This is a genomic window from Halomonas halocynthiae DSM 14573, assembly GCF_000425725.1.
GTDB lineage: Bacteria > Pseudomonadota > Gammaproteobacteria > Pseudomonadales > Halomonadaceae > Halomonas > Halomonas halocynthiae.
On sequence record NZ_KE384439.1, the window covers coordinates 426,919 to 445,560 of the forward strand.

Genomic DNA, 18,642 nt, shown 5'->3' on the forward strand with positions numbered 1-18,642 from the left:
AGGTGGGGGCTCAGTCGCCCCGCACTTTTTTATTTTTATAACAATTTTTAACTCGTCTTTTTATCAGATGGGTTAAAATAATCTGAGTCTACATCAAAGGGGTATCTGCTGAAAATACCAAAGCCTTCATCCAATTCAAATATCATCTTTCTATGTATATGGACATCCTTTTTCCACAATACACGTGGAGATATAAATATCTTCTCAAAAGCATTGCCCGATCTTATAAAGTGTATAACACTTAATTCTTTAAGTTTTTTAAATGATTTAGAAACGGATGTTGCCTCTAGGCCTAACTCTTCAGCTATTGCTTTCTGAGTCTTTTTAACTCTATTCATATTTACCACATTATGCTTGCTAACTCTATCAACCAAATAGTTGTAAATAGCATTGTCAGTGTTATTTATTAACTTTGTTTTTAAAAAAAGTATTTCTCTTTCCATGATCTTTTTTTCATCATTTGAAACGTTTTTCTTTTCACTTTTTAAATAAATTATTTTTTTCCTTATTTTTGTTTCATAATTTTGTAACCCCATGCTATAACCCCCTTTGTTTTGTCCGTATAGGAAAAACCCCCTATAAAAACCGCCTAGCTTATTCTCACTTTCAACTGTATTGTCATTTTCATGAACTGTGTTAGTATTACTCATGCGTTATCTCCTTTGTAGTTTAAATAAAAACTCTGTGAGTGAGTTGCTTTTATTTTAACACAGAAAAATAAAGTTGTAAGTCTTGCAAGATACATTGCAAGACTTACAACTCCAAAAAGCTATATTTAACGCATAAGTGCTCTAAGAATGACTTTTTTTTGAAATGACCTATTTATATAGTCTTCTATAACTATTTTTTTTATTGAAAACAAACATTAGCCCGCCAATGGCGGGCATTTCATTGTTTTACAACTCTACCGACCGCCAGGGCGGTCTCTCGCTCGCTTCGCTCACTCACAGCGGGGCTTCGCCCCTTTGCTATGGATGAAAGGAGGTATCTATTCTTTTTTTGGTATATATTCTCGTTCTGAGAGATTTTATTGATATGTGAAAAAAATAATAAAGGCAAGAAAAATAAACTTGGATAATCTAAGGGGCAGGGTGATAACCCCGGAGTCACATGCCAAGAACTTTTCGAACCGCCTCATCTAACTCTTCCCCTGACGGTAAACTTGCCCCAGCAATAAATCGGTCAGAAAACTCGCTAAGTCTGAAACGAAGATTTCTATTTAAAATTAACTCTCTTTGTTTCCCATGCGGAACAGGCTCAGACAAAGAATAAGTATGAACAGTCATAACATCTGGAGACTTATAGTCTACTAATGGTATATCATCGCCTATGATATCTTCAAACTTTTTATATACTATATCTGGAACAATAAAATAAAGACCTGATGGGACAAGCTTCGATTGAGAGTAAACAATACCTTTTCGAATAAGCTGAGGGATAAGGCGTTTATGCACATTGGCCCAATTAAGACCATGTTCAGAACGGGGAATCTCCACTTTTTGTGAGTGTGGGAGGTTTTTATAAGTATGCCAAGAGTCTCTATAATTCCCAGTAATATCAATGCTTTGAACTTCAACACCAACATAGCTTTCTAGTTGGCCATTTTTTACCTTTGCAAGCACCCAGTCCATTGAGAGCTGTCTGCCCAGTTTAACCTCTTTACCTGAGGACATTCCCAAGGCAACAATGTACTGTTTTCCGTTGCTTCTTTTGGGTATATATTCGTTGAATGTCATGAACTCAAAATCATAACCAAAGGCATCAATTGCAACGCTTTTAAGAGATGAGTAGTTTTTTTCATATAACCTATTCGGACAAATTACACAATCACCATATGGGCTGGTTACGCTACAAGTTCCGTAAACAATACTTTTATCATGGTTCGCTTTAGTGCATGCAGACTGTGTAAATGGACAGGCTTCCAGGTTCCAAAGCGCTCTGGCTTCTGTACTTAGGTCATCAGGAGCATAACCAAAAATCTCGACTAGATCCCTGCTTGGCCGGTTCACCACTGCAAGTTCTCCTCAATCATCTTTTTAATTTCTTTTCCAATAGCCTTAGCCATCAGTGGAGGAACAGCATTTCCCACCTGCTCATATTGTTGTTGCAAGCTTCCGATGAAACGATAATGGTCAGGAAATGACTGGATACGCCCAGCTTCTCGAACGGAAAGAACACGGTCTTGTGTAGGATGAAAAAAACTTCCCCAATGTGGGTCACATTTTGTAAGAATTGTTGAGCAAAGAGAGTTAGGTGAAAGTCTACCGTACCTTTTTGTATGGTCACTCCGGCGAGCTCTTTTTAAGCCTTTAGGCAACATTTCATGAGGAATGTCTCGCCAGCTCCCACCTTGAGGAATATGTTTTAACCTCTCTAAGTTAACTGGGCCAAGACCGTTACAGCTATGATTTATTACTTTTTTCGATTTCACCCTCAAGTATTTCTGATATTCTCCCTGCGGAGATTTTTCATAATCCATGGGTTCGTTGACTGAACCGCTTTCTATTTCTGGCAAATCAGAAAGCGCATCCCAAACAGTCGTTTGCTCTTTTAGCTCCGAGGAAAACAAAGGGAGAATATTTAAGCATAGTTCTTTTGCACCTGCGAAATTAGCCCTCGCAGTTGAGTTATATTCCGGTTTTGGAAAGTATATATCTTTATCTCTATTTTTAACTGCAAGAATTATTGTTCTAAATCGCAGTTGTGGTACCCCATAATGTCCAGCATAGAGAATCCGGTGATCCACTTTATACCCACGTTTTTCTAGTTCTAAGTATATCTGCTCAATAACAGTCCCTTTGCCAAGTGAAACGATGCCTGGAACATTTTCAATTAGAATGGCTTTTGGCATTAGCTCGAAGGCTATTCGTAAAAAATCTTTGAATAAATGATTTCTTTCGTCATCCAGGTCTCGTATAGGAGCATTTACCGAAAAACCTTGGCAGGGTGGCCCACCGGCTACGAGGTCGAGTTCATTTTCTTCTAATTTTAGTTTTTTCTTAAGGTCTACTTCACAGAGACTGCGAATATCGCCAACCACTACATTCGTGCCGGGGTGATTGTGTTGGAATGTTTCAGCATGGCTCGCCTTCAACTCATTGGCCAATATGGTTTCAAAGCCGGCCATCCCCAAACCACAAGAAAGGCCACCAGCACCACAGAATAAATCTACAGTCTTCATCCCAAGAGCTACCACCGGGTTTATTAGTTATGTTTAAAAAATCAAGTTAAAAAAAGCTATCACAGAAGGCCCCTTGATAGCCCTTGCCTGGGAATTATAGTACCAGACTCGCGAGGACTGCTCTATTTTTCAGTTCTTTTGGGACAAAAGATTGGGACAAATCGAGCAAAGAAAAAGCCCGCAAGTCATTGACTTTACGGGCTTTTTCAGATCTGGCGGAGGGACAGGGATTCGAACCCTGGGTAGGCTATTAACCTACGCCGGTTTTCAAGACCGGTGCATTCAACCGCTCTGCCATCCCTCCGGCTTACGGCGTTGCATACTACCAGAATTTCTTGACCCGTCAAGGAATTATCAATAAATTTTAGGCTGACGCTAACGTAGAAAGCTGCAGTTTAGCCTGGCAAACGCGTAGGACGTGGTTACTGGCTTGATTCATCGAGCAACAGCGGGCATTCTGTACGGCAATCGATTTGATCGACTTATTTCAGGAGTGAGTGACCCATGGCTTTTAATGATACACGTCTTAGTACTCAACAGACGCAGGTGTCCTCAGAGCTGACAACCAAGGTGTTACGTAATACCTACGGGCTGTTAGCGATGACTCTGGTGTTTTCTGCAATGATGGCCGGCCTTTCAATGGTCATGAATTTTGCGCAACCCAATTTCATCATTATGCTGGTAGGGATTTATGGCTTGATGTTTTTGGTCCATAAGACAGCCAACTCGGCAATGGGGCTGGTGTCTATTTTTGCGTTCACTGGCTTTTTGGGCTACACGCTGGGGCCAATTCTTAATACTTACTTGAAGCTACCTAATGGTTCTGAATTGATCATGACCGCTATGGCCATGACAGGTGTCACCTTTCTGGGACTGTCTGCCGTTGCTCTGATCACCCGCAAAGATTTCGGCTTCTTGGCTAACTTCATGTTTGCCGGTTTCATTGTGTTGGCACTTGCTATGCTGGCAGGGCTCTTCTTCCAGATTCCAGCACTGCACTTAATGATTTCCGCAGGCTTTGTACTGTTCTCGTCCGCTGCGATTCTTTATCAGACGAGTGAGATTGTGCATCGTGCTGGCCAGACAAACTATATTTTGGCCACTATCACGCTGTTCGTTTCTATCTATAACTTGTTCCTCGGCCTACTATCGCTGCTAGGTTTCGCTAGCTCAGACTAACAGCCAAGGTATTAACATTTTTTGTTACTGGCCCCGCTTTGGCGGGGCCAGTGCATTGCAGGAAGTAAAACAGGGAGTGATAGCGCCATGCGCTATGCCATTTTGTTACTCGGTGCGCCTTACAGCACTCAGTCAAGTCATTCAGCACTGCGCTTTGCTAAAGCGCTGGTAAGCCGTGGGCATAAGCTGGAAACCGTATTTTTTTATCACGATGGTGTTCACAATGCAGCACGTCTGATGACCCCCCCGCAAGATGAGCTTCACCTTGGTGATGCTTGGCAACAGCTTCATGCTGAGCACGGGGTCGCTCTGCAGGTTTGTATCGCGGCTGCGTTGCGGCGAGGACTGCTGGATGAAAAGGAAGCCGCCCGTCATGGTAAGCAAGGTGTTAGCGTGGCTGCGCCTTTTGAGCTAACGGGCCTTGGGCAACTTATTGATGCTGGGTTGACCTGTGATCGTCTTGTAACCTTTGGTCCTTGATATGGGTGCTGTTTCGATGAATGAGTCATTTGATCTTAATCAGGCAGCAGACACTCAGGTGCTGGTCATTCTCCGCCATGGCCCGCAAGGAGGCAGCTTGCTACGCGAAGGCCTAGATGCGGCACTTGTGGCAGCCGCTTTTGGGCGTAACGTCTCATTGGTTTTTATGGGTGAAGGCGTGATGGCTTTATGTCGCGGTCAAGACGTTGACGCCTTAGGACAAAAGGCCACTGCGGCTACGCTGGAAATGTTGCAGATGTATGATATTACCGATGTGAGGGTTGAGGCAGCAGCCATGACAAGCATGGGGCTTTCAGAAGATGATTTGATATTGCCTGTCTTACCGTTACCAGCAAAAGCACTGGCGACTGTGATTGCTGCCGCTCCTCTGGTGCTAACATTTTGAGTGCGTTAATCCGTGGAGTGACGCTGACATGAAACTGCATATTCTAAATCGTTCTTTGGCAAACTGTGGCGTTTACCGTCAGGCGCTCGATGCCATGGGGCCTGACGACCTACTCCTATTGACAGAGGATGCTGTGCTTGGCGGCATGCCTGAAATGATTAGCTGTTTGTCTGAGGTGGCGGGGCGCGTGTTTGCACTGCGCGAAGATATTGCGGCCCGAGGGCTGGGAGGGCGACTAGACCCTTCGGTTCAGGTGGTAGGTATTGAAGGCTTTGTTGAGCTGACTGAGCAGTCAACACAATCTGTGAGCTGGTACTGATGGCTTCAAAAAGTGTGGCACGGTATTTGACCGTTAATGGGCAGCAGGTAGCACTCGATCCTGAGGGGTATTTGGTCGATTTGAGTGACTGGAGCCATGCAGTTGCTCAAGCATTGGCAGTGGATGAAGGGTTGTTGCTTACCGATGAGCACTGGGAAGTGATTGAAGTGCTCCGTAATTTTTACCAACGTTTTGAGTCAGCTCCCCCGATGCGTCCATTAGTGAAGTTTGTTGGTCAGCAGCTTGGGGCAGACAAAGGGCGCTCTATTTACCTGATGACGTTATTTCCTGGTAGCCCCGCTAAGCGGGCAGCACGTTTGGCAGGGCTGCCCAAGCCAGCTAATTGCTTGTGAGCTTTCGCCCCTTTGGGCACCCGCTATGATGATAGACATGTTTGGGCGAGGTAAGGCGTTGAGTCCTAACGGGTGCTTAGAAGTCGTTTGATAGGGGGAGGCAAATAATATGATCTCCTGGTTCAATACGGGTATTTTCAGGAATCACTGCTAGCGCATCCGCAGCAAAGCATGATGACAATACACCGGAGTCTTGGTTAGCAAAGGCGTCAGCGCACAGACCCTCTTTACCCGCGTGTAGGCGTACGCGCATGTAATGGCGGCGTGGCCCCGTGCGTGTGGAAAAATTGCTGATTGCGGGCCATTCGGGGAGCGATGCCATCTGAGGGGCGCCAAGCAGTGCACCGAGCAGCGGCCTTAGAAATAACCAGGCACCGACAAAACTTGATACGGGATTACCCGGCAGCCCTAAGACACGGCAGATACTGTGATCGCCTCGGCTCATACGGCCAAGTGCCAGTGGCTTGCCAGGGCGTAAGGCCAGTCGCCACAAGTCCAGCCTGCCCAGCGATTCAAGCACGGCTCTTACGTGATCTTCTTCTCCAACACTAACACCGCCTGTTGTCACGATAACATCGGCCAGCTCAGCGGCTTTTTTGAGCTGCTCGCGAGTGGTATCTGCACAGTCTGGCAGGCTGCCGGTGAGTACAATGTCAGCGCCAAAACGGGTCAATATCTCGCTGAGCATTGGGCGATTAGAGTTATAGATTTGTCCCGGTTTAAGGGGCGTTCCAGGGTCAACCAGTTCGTCACCGGTAGACAGCAATGCCACCCTGGGGCGACAGCGCACCTCAACCTGGGTAATTCCTTGGGCGGCCAACATGCCAAGGGCTGCGGCATTTAACTGTGTGCCGGCAGACAATAGTAAGTGACCGGCGGTTATATCTTGGCCACGCAGGCGAATATTATCGCCTGGTGTCAGAGCGGCGGGCATGAGTGCCTGTGGCTCTGAGACACCTTCGCTGAGTTCGACGCGCTCTTGCATAACAACGCAGTCTGCCCCATCGGGGACGGGGCTACCGGTAAAAAGCCGAGCACAACTGCTAGGAGTGAGTGGCAGAGCGGTATCACCCGCCGCAATACGCTGTGAAATAGGTAGCCACGACTCGGCGTGACGATGATCCAGTGCGTAGCCATCCATGGCACTGGCATCAAAGGGAGGTACATCGAGGGTGGCAAGTACGTCAGTGGCAAGAATGCGTCCTGCTGCTGCTTCCAGTGCCAACCACTCTGTTTTTAGTAAGCCGATGTCCTCACGTAACGCCTTGAGTGCGCACTCAACACTGTGCAGCTTATCGTTAGTCGCGGTTGATTCAGCCATGCTGCCCTCTGCCTGGAATGACAAGGTTGGCAAAGTTGCAAGGCGTATGCCGGCTATCGAGCTGCTCAAGCAGAATGTTTTCCCAAGCGGTACGACAAGCGCCGGTGGAGCCGGGCAGGCAGAAAATTACTGTGGCATTGGCCAACCCACCAAGGCAGCGACTCTGTACGGTGGAGCTGCCGACGTCATTGTAAGATAGCTGGCGAAATAGTTCGCCAAAGCCTTCAATACGCTTATCGAGCAGTACGGAGATCGCTTCGGGAGTTGAGTCTCGTCCTGTGAAACCAGTGCCTCCGGTCGTGACAATAACCTGAATACCGCTGTCGGCAATCCAGGCGGATACTTGGGCGCGAATGGCGTAAATATCATCACGGGTTATCTGGCGGTCAGCCAGTCGGTGCCCGGCGCGTTGTAACTGGGTGACTAAATAGTCGCCGCTGGTGTCATTGCTGGTTGTGCGAGTATCAGAAATTGTCAGAACGGCGACGGACAACGGGGTTAAATCATCCATATGGTCGCTCATGTGTCGGCCTTTTTATTCCGCTGAATGGCGTCAAGTGCATCCAGCTGTTCAGGCGTTGCTGGGGCTTGGTAAAGCGCTTTCCAGTCGTTGTAGGGCATTCCATAGACGTATTCGCGGGCTGTCTCGTAGTCTAACGCGAGGCCTTTCTCTTCGGCAGCGGCAACCAGCCACTTTGAAAGACAGTTGCGGCAGAAATCAGCCAGAATCATCAGATCGATATTCTGAACCTTTTTGTGGTCATCAAGGTGTTTTAGCAGCTGACGAAAGGCTGCTGCGTCAAGCTCGGTGCGTGTCGTATCATCAAAGGGCAGCATTCATCATTCCTCGCCAATAAGAGATGTTAAAGTCTGGTGCCATTTTCTCGAGTACAGACTGACAGTACAACCGCATCTTGTGGGCCGACCGATACCAGTGCATGCCCCATGCTGCTGTCAAAGTAGATGCTGTCGCCTTGACTCATCGCCAGCGGTTCATAGAGCTCAGTGAACAGTTGGATCTCACCCTCTAATACCATCAGAAACTCCTCTCCGTCGTGGCGCACCCACTCACTAAAGTCTGTCATACTGCGTGCGCGAACGACCGTCTTAAATGGAATCATGCGTTTCTGCGTGAGTTCACAGCTGATCAACTCGTGCTCGTAGGTCGGGGTCGGGTGAGGCTGGCCTTGTCCATGACGCGTTAGGTCACGACGTCCCAGGGTGTTGGAGTGCTGCCTAGGGGGCGTAAACAGTTGAGGCAGATCAATATTTAAGCCGTTAATTAACTTTTGCACGGCGGTGAAGGTGGGGGATATTTGATCATTCTCTATCTTTGACAGCGTAGAACGCGCCAAGCCGGTTCGCTCGCTAACATCGGCCAAGGTCCACTGATTTGCTAGACGGATTTCGCGCAGACGCGTGCCTAACTGAAGCGGCTCAACAAACGCTTTACGCCCTGAGGCAATCTGCAGGGCGGCATCTTGGTCGTTACTGGAACTCATGGCGGCGATCACTAGGCAAAAACAATCAGCCAAGATTAGCATAAAAATGACTGATTTCTGTCAGTATCACCGCTCCTTGAAGGAGGCAGGCTGATATGGCAACCTGCGGTCCTTAAGCTTGTTCGAACGGCAAGCCCAGCAAGGCAAGTAAGTGTGCTTCCACACTGTGCCCCAGAACATCCAGATTGTAACCGCCTTCAAGAACTGACACTAGACGGCCATCGGCATACAACGACGCAATTTCAAGAGCTCGTTGAGTGACCCAGTAAAAGTCTTCATTTTCTAAGCATATTTCGCCCATGTGGTCTTCTCTATGGGCATCAAAACCCGCTGACACCATTACTAAGTCAGGTTTAAAGGCGTGCAGCTCGGGTAGCCAGTCATTTTCAATGGCCTGACGGAAGGCTGGCCCGTCTGTACCTGCAGACAGTGGCGTATTGATCACGTTATGTGATTCCGTGCGTAGGTAGCGCCATGGGTAAAAAGGGTACTGATAACTGCTGCATATCAACACATTGGGGTCGTCTTTAAAGATATCGATAGTGCCGTTGCATTGGTGCACATCGAAATCCAGGATGGCCACGCGCTGAGCGCCATAATGGGACCGAGCATAAGCTGTAGCGACCGCAATGTTATTGTAGAAACAGAATCCTGTGGCTTCGGCAGCCTCTGCATGATGCCCTGGGGGACGTACGGCACAAAAAACGTTATCGGCCTGGTTACGATACACTTGATCCACGCCTCGGCAGGCGGCGCCAGCGGCAAAGCGAGCAGCAATCAGGCTGCCTGGTGTCATAATAGTTTCGCTATCTAAAGCCACGGTGCCATATTCTGGTACACACTTGGTCAGTGAGTTTAGATGGCGGACGGGGTGCACTCTAGCTAGCTGCTCATCTGTTACCTCGACGGCATCAGATTGCATCGCTTGTTGTAAAAGCCCAGAACGCATGAGGCGGGCCCGAATGGCATCGAGCCTCATGGGGCTTTCAGGGTGGTCGGGGCCCATGTCATGGTGTTGACTACTGGGGTGTGTAATGTATGAAGTGATCATGCTGGCGCTCCGCGTCGATATAACCCACCTTAGGCGTCGTAATGGCCTGTAGAATAGTGTTCTTAAGTCGAATGCATCAGTCAGGCTTGGACATTCGTGGAGGATAGTAATGAGCACTCGCTTTCTGGATCACTTTTTTAAGCCCCGTAGTATCGCGGTGGTTGGTGCCTCTGAACGGCCTAACTCCATGGGTGGCTTAGTCTTGAGAAATCTGCGTGATAGCGGTTTCACAGGCCCCGTCACAGCCGTTAACCCCAAAGGGTATGCCAATGTGTTTGGTGAGCCATGCGTGGCTCGAATATCAAGGCTTCAGGAAGCACCAGACCTTGCGGTGCTCTGCTCGCCGATTGCGACGATTCCTGACGATATCGAGGCACTGGGCGCACTTGGCGTTAAGGCAGCACTGGTGCTGTCTGGCGGAGCCCTGCTAAATGATAAGCGCGGAAAAAAGGGCTCAATCCGCGAGCGAATGCTAGCCGCCGCGTTGCTATCAGGTATTCGTGTGCTCGGCCCTGAGTGTATGGGGCTAATTGTGCCCAGCAGTAAGCTCAATGCGACCTATGTGAGTCAGACGGTGCGTAAAGGCAAAGTGGCTTATCTGGGGCAGTCCGGCATGCTGGGTAATGCCATGATTGATTGGGCGGCGGGTCGAGGCATCGGGTTCTCTCACCTTCTGACACTTGGAGATAGTGTTGATGTGCGCTTGCCCGACTTGATCGACTATATCAATCAGTACTCACCCACTCAGGCCATTTTGTTGCATTTGGAAAATATCCATGACTCGCAACATTTCATGACCTCACTACGCGATGCCTCCCGCAACCGTTTAGTTGTTGCCATAAAAAGCGGCCGCACCTCTGAGGCAGATATCAGCGGTATTGCACCGACGCTTGGTATTCCTTGTCGTGACAGAGTTTATGCAGCGGCTTTAGCACGCGCAGGTGTTGTGCGAGTCGACGATTCAGATGAAATGTTTGATGCGTTAGAAACCTTGTCGCGCGTTAAACCCATGCGCGGTGATCGCCTGGCAGTTGTTTCTAACGGACTAGGGCCAGCGTTACTGGCTATCGACAAGCTGATTGGGGCGGGCGGTAAGTTAGCGAGCTTTACCCCAGAAACGCGTCATGCCTTGCTGCGTGATGACGTCGATATTAGCAAACCGGGTGAAAATCCAGTGGATCTCGGCGGGCAAGCGACTCCCGAGCGCTTTGTTGAGGCGCTGGAGTGGGTTGCCGCAGACCCTAATGTAGATGCTGTATTAGTCGTGCATGCGCCGACTCGCCTAGCACCATCGAAAGCAACCGCGCAGGCGATTATTGCAGCCCGTAAACGTTTACGGCGTAATTTATTAACCAGCTGGATGGGCTTCGATGAGGCGCTAGCAGCTCGTCACGAAAGCAACCTGGCCGGCATCCCCACTTATATGTCGCCCGAAAAGGCCATCAAGGCGTTCATGCACATGGTGAATTACCATCGGGTGCAAGCGTTACTTCAGGAGACGCCCCCTAGTCTGCCGTTTAGTACGACAGCGGAAATTCGCCAGCAGTGCCACGAGTTGATCGCTGAAGCACGGCAGCAAAAACGTGAGACGCTTTGGCACTCTGAAGTTGCCAACGTGCTTGAGGCTTACGGAATTCCAGCGGCAGAAAGCCAATATGTAAAAACAGCAGAAGAAGCTAAGTATGCAGCGCAGACGATGCCTGGAGAGCTAGCGATTAAAGTGGTGCATGAAAATAACTGTCGGCCTTTTCATTACCGCAAACACCCACATAAATTATCGGCTGGTTTATTGCAGGACCTGAGTACGCCCAGTGCTGTAGCGGAGGCACATCAACGTCTGGAAGCTCGCATGGCTGAGAAATTTCCTGAGGTTGAAATTCGTGAATATTGCTTACAAAAAATGCAGCGCGGCAAGCACTCGATGCAGCTCTGTGCGGGAATTACCCGCGATGCCGTGTTTGGTCCAGTCATCGTATTTGGCATTGGTGGTTACAAAGCAAATGTGCTTGCTGACCGACAGGTGGCGCTTCCTCCATTAAACCTGACACTCGCTGAAGATATGGTGTCGCGTACTCATGCGGCCAAACTGATTCGTGAGCATTCCAGTGACCCCGAGCGTGACCTTGGCCGAATACATCAAATGTTGGTGAAGCTTTCACAAATGTCCAGTGACTTGCCTGAACTGCGTGGCCTAGAGATTAATCCGCTGCTGCTTAACCGTGATGGTATGCTAGCCGTAGACTTCGCCATGGACCTAGGTTCACCGGCACGCTTTGCTATCATGCCTTATCCTGAAGAGTTGCGTGAGTGGGTGGTGCTTAAAAATGGCTGGGATGTGGAAGTGCGGCCCATTCGTGCGGAAGATGCGCCGTTGATTTCACGTTTCCATGCGCAGCTTTCTGAAGAGAGTATCCGTTTTCGCTATTTTCACAACAAAGCGGACCTTAGCCAGCGCGATCTTTCGTTACTTTCACAAATTAATTACGACCGCCAAATGGCGTTCATTGCTGAGCGTCTGGATAGTAATGGCAATAAAGAAATGTTGGGCGTAGTGCGGGTCTGGAATGATCCAGACAATATTCGCACTGAGTTTTCCGTTATTATTCGCGATAGTTTGCAGGGCCTAGGTATCGGCAGCCTGCTGATGAAGAAAATGATTCGCTATTGTAAGAGCGTGGGTACATTAGAGATTGTCGGTAAGATCATGGTCGATAATCATCCGATGCGTGGGCTGATGAAGCACCTAGGGTTTACTCAGCATTACAATATCGAAGAGCAGGTAGTGGATGCGGTGCTTAGGCTCAACGAGCCAGAAAACGATTGGCAACGACACCGCTTAGAAAAGCCAGCGTAAAAGAAGAAGCGCTGGCTATGGCCAAGCGCTTCTCAGTACTGCATAACGTTGCTGTTACCAGAGGCTTAGGGCGCCAAGCGAAAGTGGTGCCATTCATCGTCGCGCTTCTCGTAGCGAATACGGTCATGCAAACGACTCGGCTGGCCTTGCCAGAACTCGATCATACTCGGTTCAACCCGATAACCTCCCCAGTGAATAGGGCGATGTATTTCCTGTTCGGAGTAGACTTGGCGGTAACGTTGCTCGCGCTCTTCCAGCCACTCGCGGTCAGGAATGACCACGCTTTGTGTTGCGACCCAGGCGCCTAGTTTGCTATCCCAAGGGCGGCTTTCAAAATAGGCGTCAGATTCTTTTTTGCTGATTTTACTAACGTGACCTTCAATACGTACTTGCCGGTCGAGTGATGGCCACCAAAATGTCAACGCCGCTTGAGGAACATTTGCCAGCTCGCTACCTTTGTGACTGTGGTAGTTGCTGTAAAAATACAACCCTTGCTCATCATTGCCTTTGAGCAACACTACACGTGCATGGGGGAGGCCTTGCCTGTCGACTGTTGAAAGCGTCATGGCATTGCCATCTAACCCCTCGCTCTCAAGCGCTAGTGTCAGCCACTCATCGAATAGCGGCATCGGTTCACTAGGCATATTGGACTCGTCGAGCTTTCCACCTTCGTAGTCGCGACGGATGTCAGCGATATTGCGTGTCATGGGATTCTCCTCAGATTCATGCCCCATGGTGGCGATTCGTAGCGATAAGCTCAACACTTTACGGGCCAAGATCCGACTTTTTGTTGATCTATGTCACCGCCTAACCTAGTTGCACCATGGCCATATACATACCCGTGCCGCCAATGATTGATAGCAACGCATTGCGTCGCCATAAGTGAAGCGTGGCAACAATGATCGATGCAATAATCATCGGCCAGCCAGTACTGCTAACGTTCAGCTGACTGTCCAGCATTGGGCGGAACTCACGTAACGCGTAAATCACCAAAATCATCATGACCGCAGGGGGTAAATAGCGCCCCAAGTGAAGGATAAGCGGATGATCCGCATGCTTCGCCAGTGCCACAAAAGGGATGACCCGAGTCGCGAAAGTTGTCACAGCACACACGGCAATAAAAATGAGTAAGTCAGCAATATTCATGCCTGCGCTCCTTGGTTATCACGCATCATGCGGTAGTGTACTAATAGCAACAGGCTGGCTGAGCCAATGGCGCCTAGCAGCATGTGGCGATCAGGTAGCAATATGAGTGCTGCCATGGCGCACGCAATGGCAAGACCAAACGGCAACCAGCGCCGCAAGCGGCTGGCTTGCTCTAAGGTTAAGACAATAAATAAAGCGGTCAGGGCGAACTCGATGCCTCGGCTATCAAACTCAATATTGGCGCTGGCAGCAGCGCCGATCAGGCTACCAAGCATCCACCAGAGATGGTTGAGCAGGCTGATCCGGAACGCCTGATCGTGATTCTGGTTTGCTTGGCTGGTCAGCAGTGAATAGGTTTCATCGGTCAGTGCAAAAATTAGGTATGGCTTACGCCACCCAGACCCTTTGAAGCGTTTGAGTAGTGAGAGGCCATAAAAAAGGTGGCGCGAATTAAGCATCAACGTAGCCACAGTGACGTCCACCAAGCCAGCGCCTGCGCCTAACAACGCAACAGCTAGGAACTGGCCGGCACCGGCATAGATTACCAGCGACATAAGTACCGCAGCCCATACCGGCGTGCCAATTTCGACGGCGAGAATACCAAAGGCTGCCCCTAGGGGGAGATAGCCAAACATCACTGGCAACGAGGCCTGAAACGGGGCTCGCCAGCGGTGTGTGTCATACATGTGAAGTCTCCTTATTAGCGTCTTTCATAATGCGCTATTATAAGCAGAAGGCGCGGAATATTGTTGCCTTGCTAAGTGTTTTCTTTCATCGTGAAACCTATTCATAGGGGGTATGTATGCAAAAAATCAAGGTGTGGGACCTGCCTGTTAGGTTTTTTCATTGGCTGCTTGTTGCCGTCGTTGTTGTGGCTTTTTATACGATGAAGACAGAAGGCGCGCCATTTGACTTCCCTATTGAAATACACGCGAAGGCGGGTTACATCGCACTGGGTTTGTTAGTGTTTCGTTGGATTTGGGGAGTGACGGGGACGCATCACGCACGGTTCAGTAATTTTATTTACTCACCCGCCAATACGTTTCGCTATTTGCGCAGTATGCTGAGTGGTCAGGGGGCGTCCTATGCGGGACACAATCCGCTGGGCGGACTCGCCGTTCTGGCGTTGTTAGTGTCGCTGAGCATACAGGTTCTTAGTGGGTTATTTCTCAGCGATGATATCTTTTTCAATGCGCCACTGTACTCTTATGTCTCAAGCGATATCAGTAGCCTGATGAGAAAAGTTCATACTTGGAACAGTAATGCGCTGTTGGTACTGATTGGCTTACACTTATTGGCCCTGCTGGTGCACAGCCTGAAAGGTGAAAAGCTCATTGGAGCGATGCTTACGGGTTACAAGAATCTGCCCGACGCTGCTGACGAGCAGCCTGGCCGTGAAATAAAGCGCCACCTGAACCTTTGGGCAGCCTTACCGCTGATTGTTTTTGCTATCGGCCTTGTTGCATGGCTGTGGCGAATATAGGCCTCTGAGTGCGAATACTGGAAGTATAGTTTCACACAAAACAAGGCGGCTGATAGCCACCTTGTTTTGTTGCCGGCCTATGTTAAAAGACCATGCTGAGAGCGGTATCAGTCGCCACGATATGCGTCGTGACAGCTTTTGCAGCTCTGACCTACTTTGCCAACTTGCTTGCGCATGGCGCTGAAGTCATCACCGTTAGATAATTCAGCCAGGGTAGTGGTTTGCACGACTAAGTCGTCGGCCATGCCCATGAAATCGTCCATGTTAGTGGCAATTTTAGCTAGAGCACCAGTACTGACGCTGTGCTCACCGCCGCGGAACGATCCTTCAACGAAACCTTCCCAAGGCATGCCAGCAAGTGCTGCGAGGTTGTTGGCGCGCAACTGAAACTCTTCCGCGTTATAGTCCATATCGCCTTTGGCCATAGCGCCCAGCGGCCCCATTTGCCAGGCCATCACGCTGAGGGCGTTTTGGCGATAGTCGATAGCATTGTCATTTTCTTCTGTGGCTTGCACATTGGCGGAAAGCAGCAGGGCTACGGTGCCCAGAGTACACATCTTAAATATTGACTTCATCACGGTCTCCTGATTTTAGTCTTGCTTTTTTCTTCGCGTCACTGGTAGCAACTCAACAAGATAGCGCCTGCTTATCCTAGCAGCAGCCAGTGTAATGAACACCCTGAATTTAATTAATCATTTCTCATGTGTTTCGCCTGAGTTGGCGGCTGCGAAAGCGCGCGTAACCCATGCAGCCAGTAAACAAGGCAAGTGAAACGACCATTTCCAGTACACCATGAAGCGCCTGGTCTGGGAGGGTTGTCACCATGACGCCCATTGTAAAATATAGCAGGCTAACGAAAGCCAGCCACGCATGCCCACGGGGGCGCTTCGCGATGATGGCAGGCGAAAAGAGTAGCAGAGGCAGTATAAAGACCAGCAGTGGTGTCAGGGGGCCTTCTGTACTACCGACCATCAGTCCACGGTAGGCCGATAGCAATAACAGTAAAATAAAGCTGACAATAACCAGTACTCGAGACTGATGGGTTAATCTATCCAGCCCTTTGCGGTTCTCAAAATCTTCCAGCCAAGCGCGCATTAGCTTTCCTTGGAGGCGCTTAGCGCCAGTGCGAGGTGGGCAACTCTGTTACCTTGAGCATGACAAAGCTGTCGTTCGTTTTCATCTAACGGCTGATCACTGGCAGTGCCAGCAACATGACTGGCCCCATAAGGGGTGCCACCGCGAGTGGTGTGTAGCAGTGCCATTTCACTGTAAGGAATGCCAGCATAGACCATGCCGTGATGCAGCAGCGGAAGCAGCATCGACATTAGGGTGGTTTCTTGCCCGCCATGCAGGCTGGAGGTGGAGGTAAACGCACTGGCAGGCTTGTCGATAAGTGCGCCACTGAGCCAAAGTTCACTCGTGCCATCCAGAAAGTACTTCATGGGAGCAGCCATATTGCCAAAGCGAGTTGGGCTGCCAATTATCAGCCCTGCACAGTCGCGCAGGTCGTCCAGAGTCGCGTAAATTGCCCCGTGATCTGGAATGTCGGGCGCTACAGCGTCACAGGTGGCAGATACGCTGGGTACCGTGCGCAGGCGTGCTTGAATACCGCGCCGAGACTCGATGCCAGCGGCCACCTGTTCTGCCATGGCACGTGTTGCGCCGTGGCGTGAGTAATAGAGAACCAGTACGTATGGAAGTTCAGTCATGAATATCGCGCCATGAAAATAAGGAGATTAATTGACGAGCTCAAGCACTCGCTCGGGCGGGCGACCGATGACAGCCTGCTTGCCAGAGTCAGCGATGGGGCGTTCGAGAATACGTGGGTGGGCGACAATAGCGGCGACAACTGCCTCTGAATTATCCGCTGACACGCCAAGCGCTTTCCATTCGTCCTCGCCTGTGCGCACTAGGCCACTGATCCCATTGGGTAGTCTGGCGATTAATTCGCGCAGTTCATCTTCATCGAGCGGATTTTCCAAGTAGCGGCGTACCTGCACGTCAGCCCCAGCCTCTTCCAGTAATGCTAGCGCCTGGCGAGACTTAGAGCAGCGAGGGTTGTGAAGCAGTGTCAGCATAGCGGAACTCCTTAGATTGGCTTATCGCAGACCAGAACAGGCGGCAAATATTGTAGGCCGCAGCGCAGTTGGTCACAACTGAAGCCAACACACGGCGGTTACGCTTTTTTGACCACTAGGCCTTCCACGCTAACAGGAAGCAGCGGCCCAGCTATCAATCAACCGGTGCGGGCGATGCATTTAAGCGCTGGTACACCCAAGCTTGCTGGCCCTCAGATAAGCGAACGCGAACACGTTCGTAGCGAACTCCCAGTCGTTCGTAACGATCCAGTCGTCTTAGCTCATTAACGTTGACATTAAGCAATAAGCCATTGACCTGGGCGTGAGCATTAGGTGCCAGGTCTAATCCCTGGCGTTCAAAACCGGCTAATTGTGCGGCGACGGGGTTGCCTGTACGACCATAAACTAGCCAACGCACCGGAGCATGGGTAAGGGTGCCATACACAAACACTTGCTGTTGGCTCTCGGGCATGGCGGGCAAGCCCTCAGGTTGCTGATACGTCCAAGGGCTGAGCAGAGTCAGCCATAGCCACAGCAGTGGCAAGGACACGACAAATAAGCCCGTTAGCACAAGATATCGCAGAGACATTGAACTCCAGACGCAGGGGGATTAATCATTGGCAATCGTGATGCTAGGATACGTTAACCTATGACTCAACCCGAGGTGCCATCATGACTCTGACAACGCGTGATGAGGTGGACTTCCAGACGTTGATGGGCGATGTTCGCCCGCTGTCACGAGGTCACAACCGTGCGAAAACATCGCCGGTACGCCGTGCCCCTAGTGAGGCACAGCTGGCCCGCCGCGAAAGCGCCATTCAAAGGGTGGGTGAAAGTGATTTTCTGTCGGATGATTTTGTTGAGCTGGTTCCCCCTTTCGACCCGTTGGCGTTCTGTCGTGCGGGTGTTCAGCAGGGTGTTATGGACCGTCTGCGGCACGGAGGTTACCCAGTACAGGCCAGCCTGCACTTGTTACGTCGACCACTAGAGGCATGTCGTCGGGAGTTGCCACGGTTTATCCGCGATGCGTATGCGCATGACTTGCGTTCAGTGTTAATCGTACATGGACGAGGGCGAGAGGTAGACAGCCCTGCAAATATACTGCGTTCGTATCTGGCCAAATGGTTGATGTCATTTGATACGGTTCAGGCATTTGCATCGGCAGACAGCGCTGACGGCGGTTTGGGGGCAACATGGGTCATGCTGAGAAAATCAGAGCGGGCCAAATCAGCCAACCGTGAACGCCAACAGAAGCGCAGAGGCTAACTCTGTCTCTGCGCTTTGTCTCT

24 protein-coding genes and 1 tRNA gene are annotated in these 18,642 nt (G+C 49.9%); 8 read left to right on the plus strand and 17 right to left on the minus strand.

The window, feature by feature from the left end:
* Positions 1–47: 47 nt before the first annotated feature.
* The 4 genes from H616_RS0107565 to H616_RS0107580 form a co-directional block, all read right to left on the minus strand.
* On the minus strand, positions 48–650 hold the full coding sequence (locus H616_RS0107565) for a helix-turn-helix domain-containing protein (protein WP_027966821.1): 603 nt from the start codon (positions 648–650) through the stop codon (positions 48–50).
* A gap of 456 nt (positions 651–1,106) precedes the next feature.
* Positions 1,107–2,012, minus strand: coding sequence for a NotI family restriction endonuclease (locus H616_RS0107570; protein WP_240470547.1), 906 nt, complete (start codon positions 2,010–2,012; stop codon positions 1,107–1,109).
* Complete coding sequence (locus tag H616_RS0107575) at positions 2,006–3,181, minus strand: DNA cytosine methyltransferase (protein ID WP_035572739.1); 1,176 nt, start codon at positions 3,179–3,181, stop codon at positions 2,006–2,008. The genes H616_RS0107570 and H616_RS0107575 overlap by 7 nt, the downstream gene beginning before the upstream one ends.
* Before the next feature lie 213 nt (positions 3,182–3,394).
* Positions 3,395–3,485 (minus strand) — tRNA-Ser (locus H616_RS0107580).
* A 200-nt stretch (positions 3,486–3,685) separates the two neighbouring features.
* On the opposite strand from H616_RS0107580, the gene H616_RS0107585 reads away from it, so the two are divergent.
* From H616_RS0107585 to H616_RS0107605, 5 genes are all read left to right on the plus strand, one after another.
* Positions 3,686–4,360, plus strand: a complete 675-nt coding sequence (locus H616_RS0107585; RefSeq protein ID WP_027966824.1) for a Bax inhibitor-1/YccA family protein — start codon at positions 3,686–3,688, stop codon at positions 4,358–4,360.
* 87 nt (positions 4,361–4,447) lie between these two features.
* Positions 4,448–4,840, plus strand: a complete 393-nt coding sequence (gene tusD, locus H616_RS0107590) for a sulfurtransferase complex subunit TusD (RefSeq protein ID WP_027966825.1) — start codon at positions 4,448–4,450, stop codon at positions 4,838–4,840.
* 16 nt (positions 4,841–4,856) lie between these two features.
* Positions 4,857–5,246, plus strand: a complete 390-nt coding sequence (gene tusC, locus H616_RS0107595) for a sulfurtransferase complex subunit TusC (RefSeq protein WP_027966826.1) — start codon at positions 4,857–4,859, stop codon at positions 5,244–5,246.
* 28 nt (positions 5,247–5,274) lie between these two features.
* Positions 5,275–5,565 carry a sulfurtransferase complex subunit TusB gene (gene tusB, locus H616_RS0107600; RefSeq protein WP_027966827.1) on the plus strand — a complete coding sequence of 97 codons (291 nt, stop codon included), beginning with the start codon at positions 5,275–5,277 and terminating at the stop codon, positions 5,563–5,565.
* The gene (locus H616_RS0107605) at positions 5,565–5,918 is read left to right on the plus strand and encodes a TusE/DsrC/DsvC family sulfur relay protein (RefSeq protein ID WP_027966828.1); all 354 of its coding nucleotides are present in this window, start codon (positions 5,565–5,567) and stop codon (positions 5,916–5,918) included. The genes tusB and H616_RS0107605 overlap by 1 nt, the downstream gene beginning before the upstream one ends.
* 76 nt (positions 5,919–5,994) lie before the next feature.
* On the opposite strand, the gene H616_RS0107610 is transcribed toward H616_RS0107605, so the two are convergent.
* From H616_RS0107610 to H616_RS0107630, 5 genes are all read right to left on the minus strand, one after another.
* Positions 5,995–7,239 carry a molybdopterin molybdotransferase MoeA gene (locus tag H616_RS0107610; protein ID WP_027966829.1) on the minus strand — a complete coding sequence of 415 codons (1,245 nt, stop codon included), beginning with the start codon at positions 7,237–7,239 and terminating at the stop codon, positions 5,995–5,997.
* The gene (gene moaB / locus H616_RS0107615; protein WP_027966830.1) at positions 7,232–7,762 is read right to left on the minus strand and encodes a molybdenum cofactor biosynthesis protein B; all 531 of its coding nucleotides are present in this window, start codon (positions 7,760–7,762) and stop codon (positions 7,232–7,234) included. Before moaB ends, H616_RS0107610 begins: the two co-directional genes overlap by 8 nt.
* On the minus strand, positions 7,759–8,076 hold the full coding sequence (locus H616_RS0107620) for a DUF1244 domain-containing protein (RefSeq protein WP_027966831.1): 318 nt from the start codon (positions 8,074–8,076) through the stop codon (positions 7,759–7,761). Before H616_RS0107620 ends, moaB begins: the two co-directional genes overlap by 4 nt.
* 26 nt (positions 8,077–8,102) lie before the next feature.
* Positions 8,103–8,741: a helix-turn-helix domain-containing protein gene (locus H616_RS0107625; RefSeq protein ID WP_027966832.1), complete on the minus strand. Its 639-nt coding sequence runs from the start codon at positions 8,739–8,741 to the stop codon at positions 8,103–8,105.
* A gap of 112 nt (positions 8,742–8,853) precedes the next feature.
* Complete coding sequence (locus H616_RS0107630) at positions 8,854–9,792, minus strand: histone deacetylase family protein (protein ID WP_027966833.1); 939 nt, start codon at positions 9,790–9,792, stop codon at positions 8,854–8,856.
* Between the two features lie 109 nt (positions 9,793–9,901).
* Here H616_RS0107630 and H616_RS0107635 point away from each other — a divergent pair, with 109 nt between their 5' ends.
* Entirely contained in the window at positions 9,902–12,646 is a 2,745-nt protein-coding gene (locus tag H616_RS0107635; RefSeq protein ID WP_027966834.1) for a bifunctional acetate--CoA ligase family protein/GNAT family N-acetyltransferase, read from the plus strand.
* 65 nt (positions 12,647–12,711) lie between these two features.
* Here H616_RS0107635 and pdxH read toward each other — a convergent pair whose 3' ends face one another.
* The 3 genes from pdxH to H616_RS0107650 all read right to left on the minus strand — a co-directional run bounded on the left by pdxH (position 12,712) and on the right by H616_RS0107650 (position 14,478).
* On the minus strand, positions 12,712–13,353 hold the full coding sequence (gene pdxH, locus H616_RS0107640; RefSeq protein WP_027966835.1) for a pyridoxamine 5'-phosphate oxidase: 642 nt from the start codon (positions 13,351–13,353) through the stop codon (positions 12,712–12,714).
* Positions 13,354–13,453: 100 nt separating this feature from the next.
* A complete protein-coding gene (locus H616_RS0107645; RefSeq protein ID WP_027966836.1) occupies positions 13,454–13,792 on the minus strand; it encodes a branched-chain amino acid transporter permease in 339 nt (112 codons plus the stop codon).
* Positions 13,789–14,478 carry an AzlC family ABC transporter permease gene (locus tag H616_RS0107650; protein ID WP_035572740.1) on the minus strand — a complete coding sequence of 230 codons (690 nt, stop codon included), beginning with the start codon at positions 14,476–14,478 and terminating at the stop codon, positions 13,789–13,791. The genes H616_RS0107645 and H616_RS0107650 overlap by 4 nt, the downstream gene beginning before the upstream one ends.
* 116 nt (positions 14,479–14,594) lie before the next feature.
* On the opposite strand from H616_RS0107650, the gene H616_RS0107655 reads away from it, so the two are divergent.
* Positions 14,595–15,275: a cytochrome b/b6 domain-containing protein gene (locus H616_RS0107655; protein ID WP_027966838.1), complete on the plus strand. Its 681-nt coding sequence runs from the start codon at positions 14,595–14,597 to the stop codon at positions 15,273–15,275.
* Positions 15,276–15,382: 107 nt separating this feature from the next.
* Here H616_RS0107655 and H616_RS0107660 read toward each other — a convergent pair whose 3' ends face one another.
* The 5 genes from H616_RS0107660 to H616_RS0107680 form a co-directional block, all read right to left on the minus strand.
* Positions 15,383–15,850, minus strand: a complete 468-nt coding sequence (locus H616_RS0107660; RefSeq protein ID WP_027966839.1) for a c-type cytochrome — start codon at positions 15,848–15,850, stop codon at positions 15,383–15,385.
* Positions 15,851–15,974: 124 nt separating this feature from the next.
* The gene (locus H616_RS0107665) at positions 15,975–16,370 is read right to left on the minus strand and encodes a DUF2069 domain-containing protein (protein WP_027966840.1); all 396 of its coding nucleotides are present in this window, start codon (positions 16,368–16,370) and stop codon (positions 15,975–15,977) included.
* Positions 16,370–16,984, minus strand: coding sequence for an NAD(P)H:quinone oxidoreductase (gene wrbA, locus H616_RS0107670; RefSeq protein ID WP_027966841.1), 615 nt, complete (start codon positions 16,982–16,984; stop codon positions 16,370–16,372). Before wrbA ends, H616_RS0107665 begins: the two co-directional genes overlap by 1 nt.
* Before the next feature lie 27 nt (positions 16,985–17,011).
* Positions 17,012–17,353 (minus strand): arsenate reductase (glutaredoxin), encoded by a 342-nt coding sequence (gene arsC / locus H616_RS0107675; RefSeq protein ID WP_027966842.1) that lies wholly within the window; start codon positions 17,351–17,353, stop codon positions 17,012–17,014.
* 154 nt (positions 17,354–17,507) lie between these two features.
* Complete coding sequence (locus H616_RS0107680) at positions 17,508–17,942, minus strand: gamma-glutamylcyclotransferase family protein (protein ID WP_035572741.1); 435 nt, start codon at positions 17,940–17,942, stop codon at positions 17,508–17,510.
* Between the two features lie 83 nt (positions 17,943–18,025).
* On the opposite strand from H616_RS0107680, the gene smrA reads away from it, so the two are divergent.
* A complete protein-coding gene (gene smrA, locus H616_RS0107685; protein WP_027966844.1) occupies positions 18,026–18,619 on the plus strand; it encodes a DNA endonuclease SmrA in 594 nt (197 codons plus the stop codon).
* Positions 18,620–18,642 lie beyond the last annotated feature (23 nt).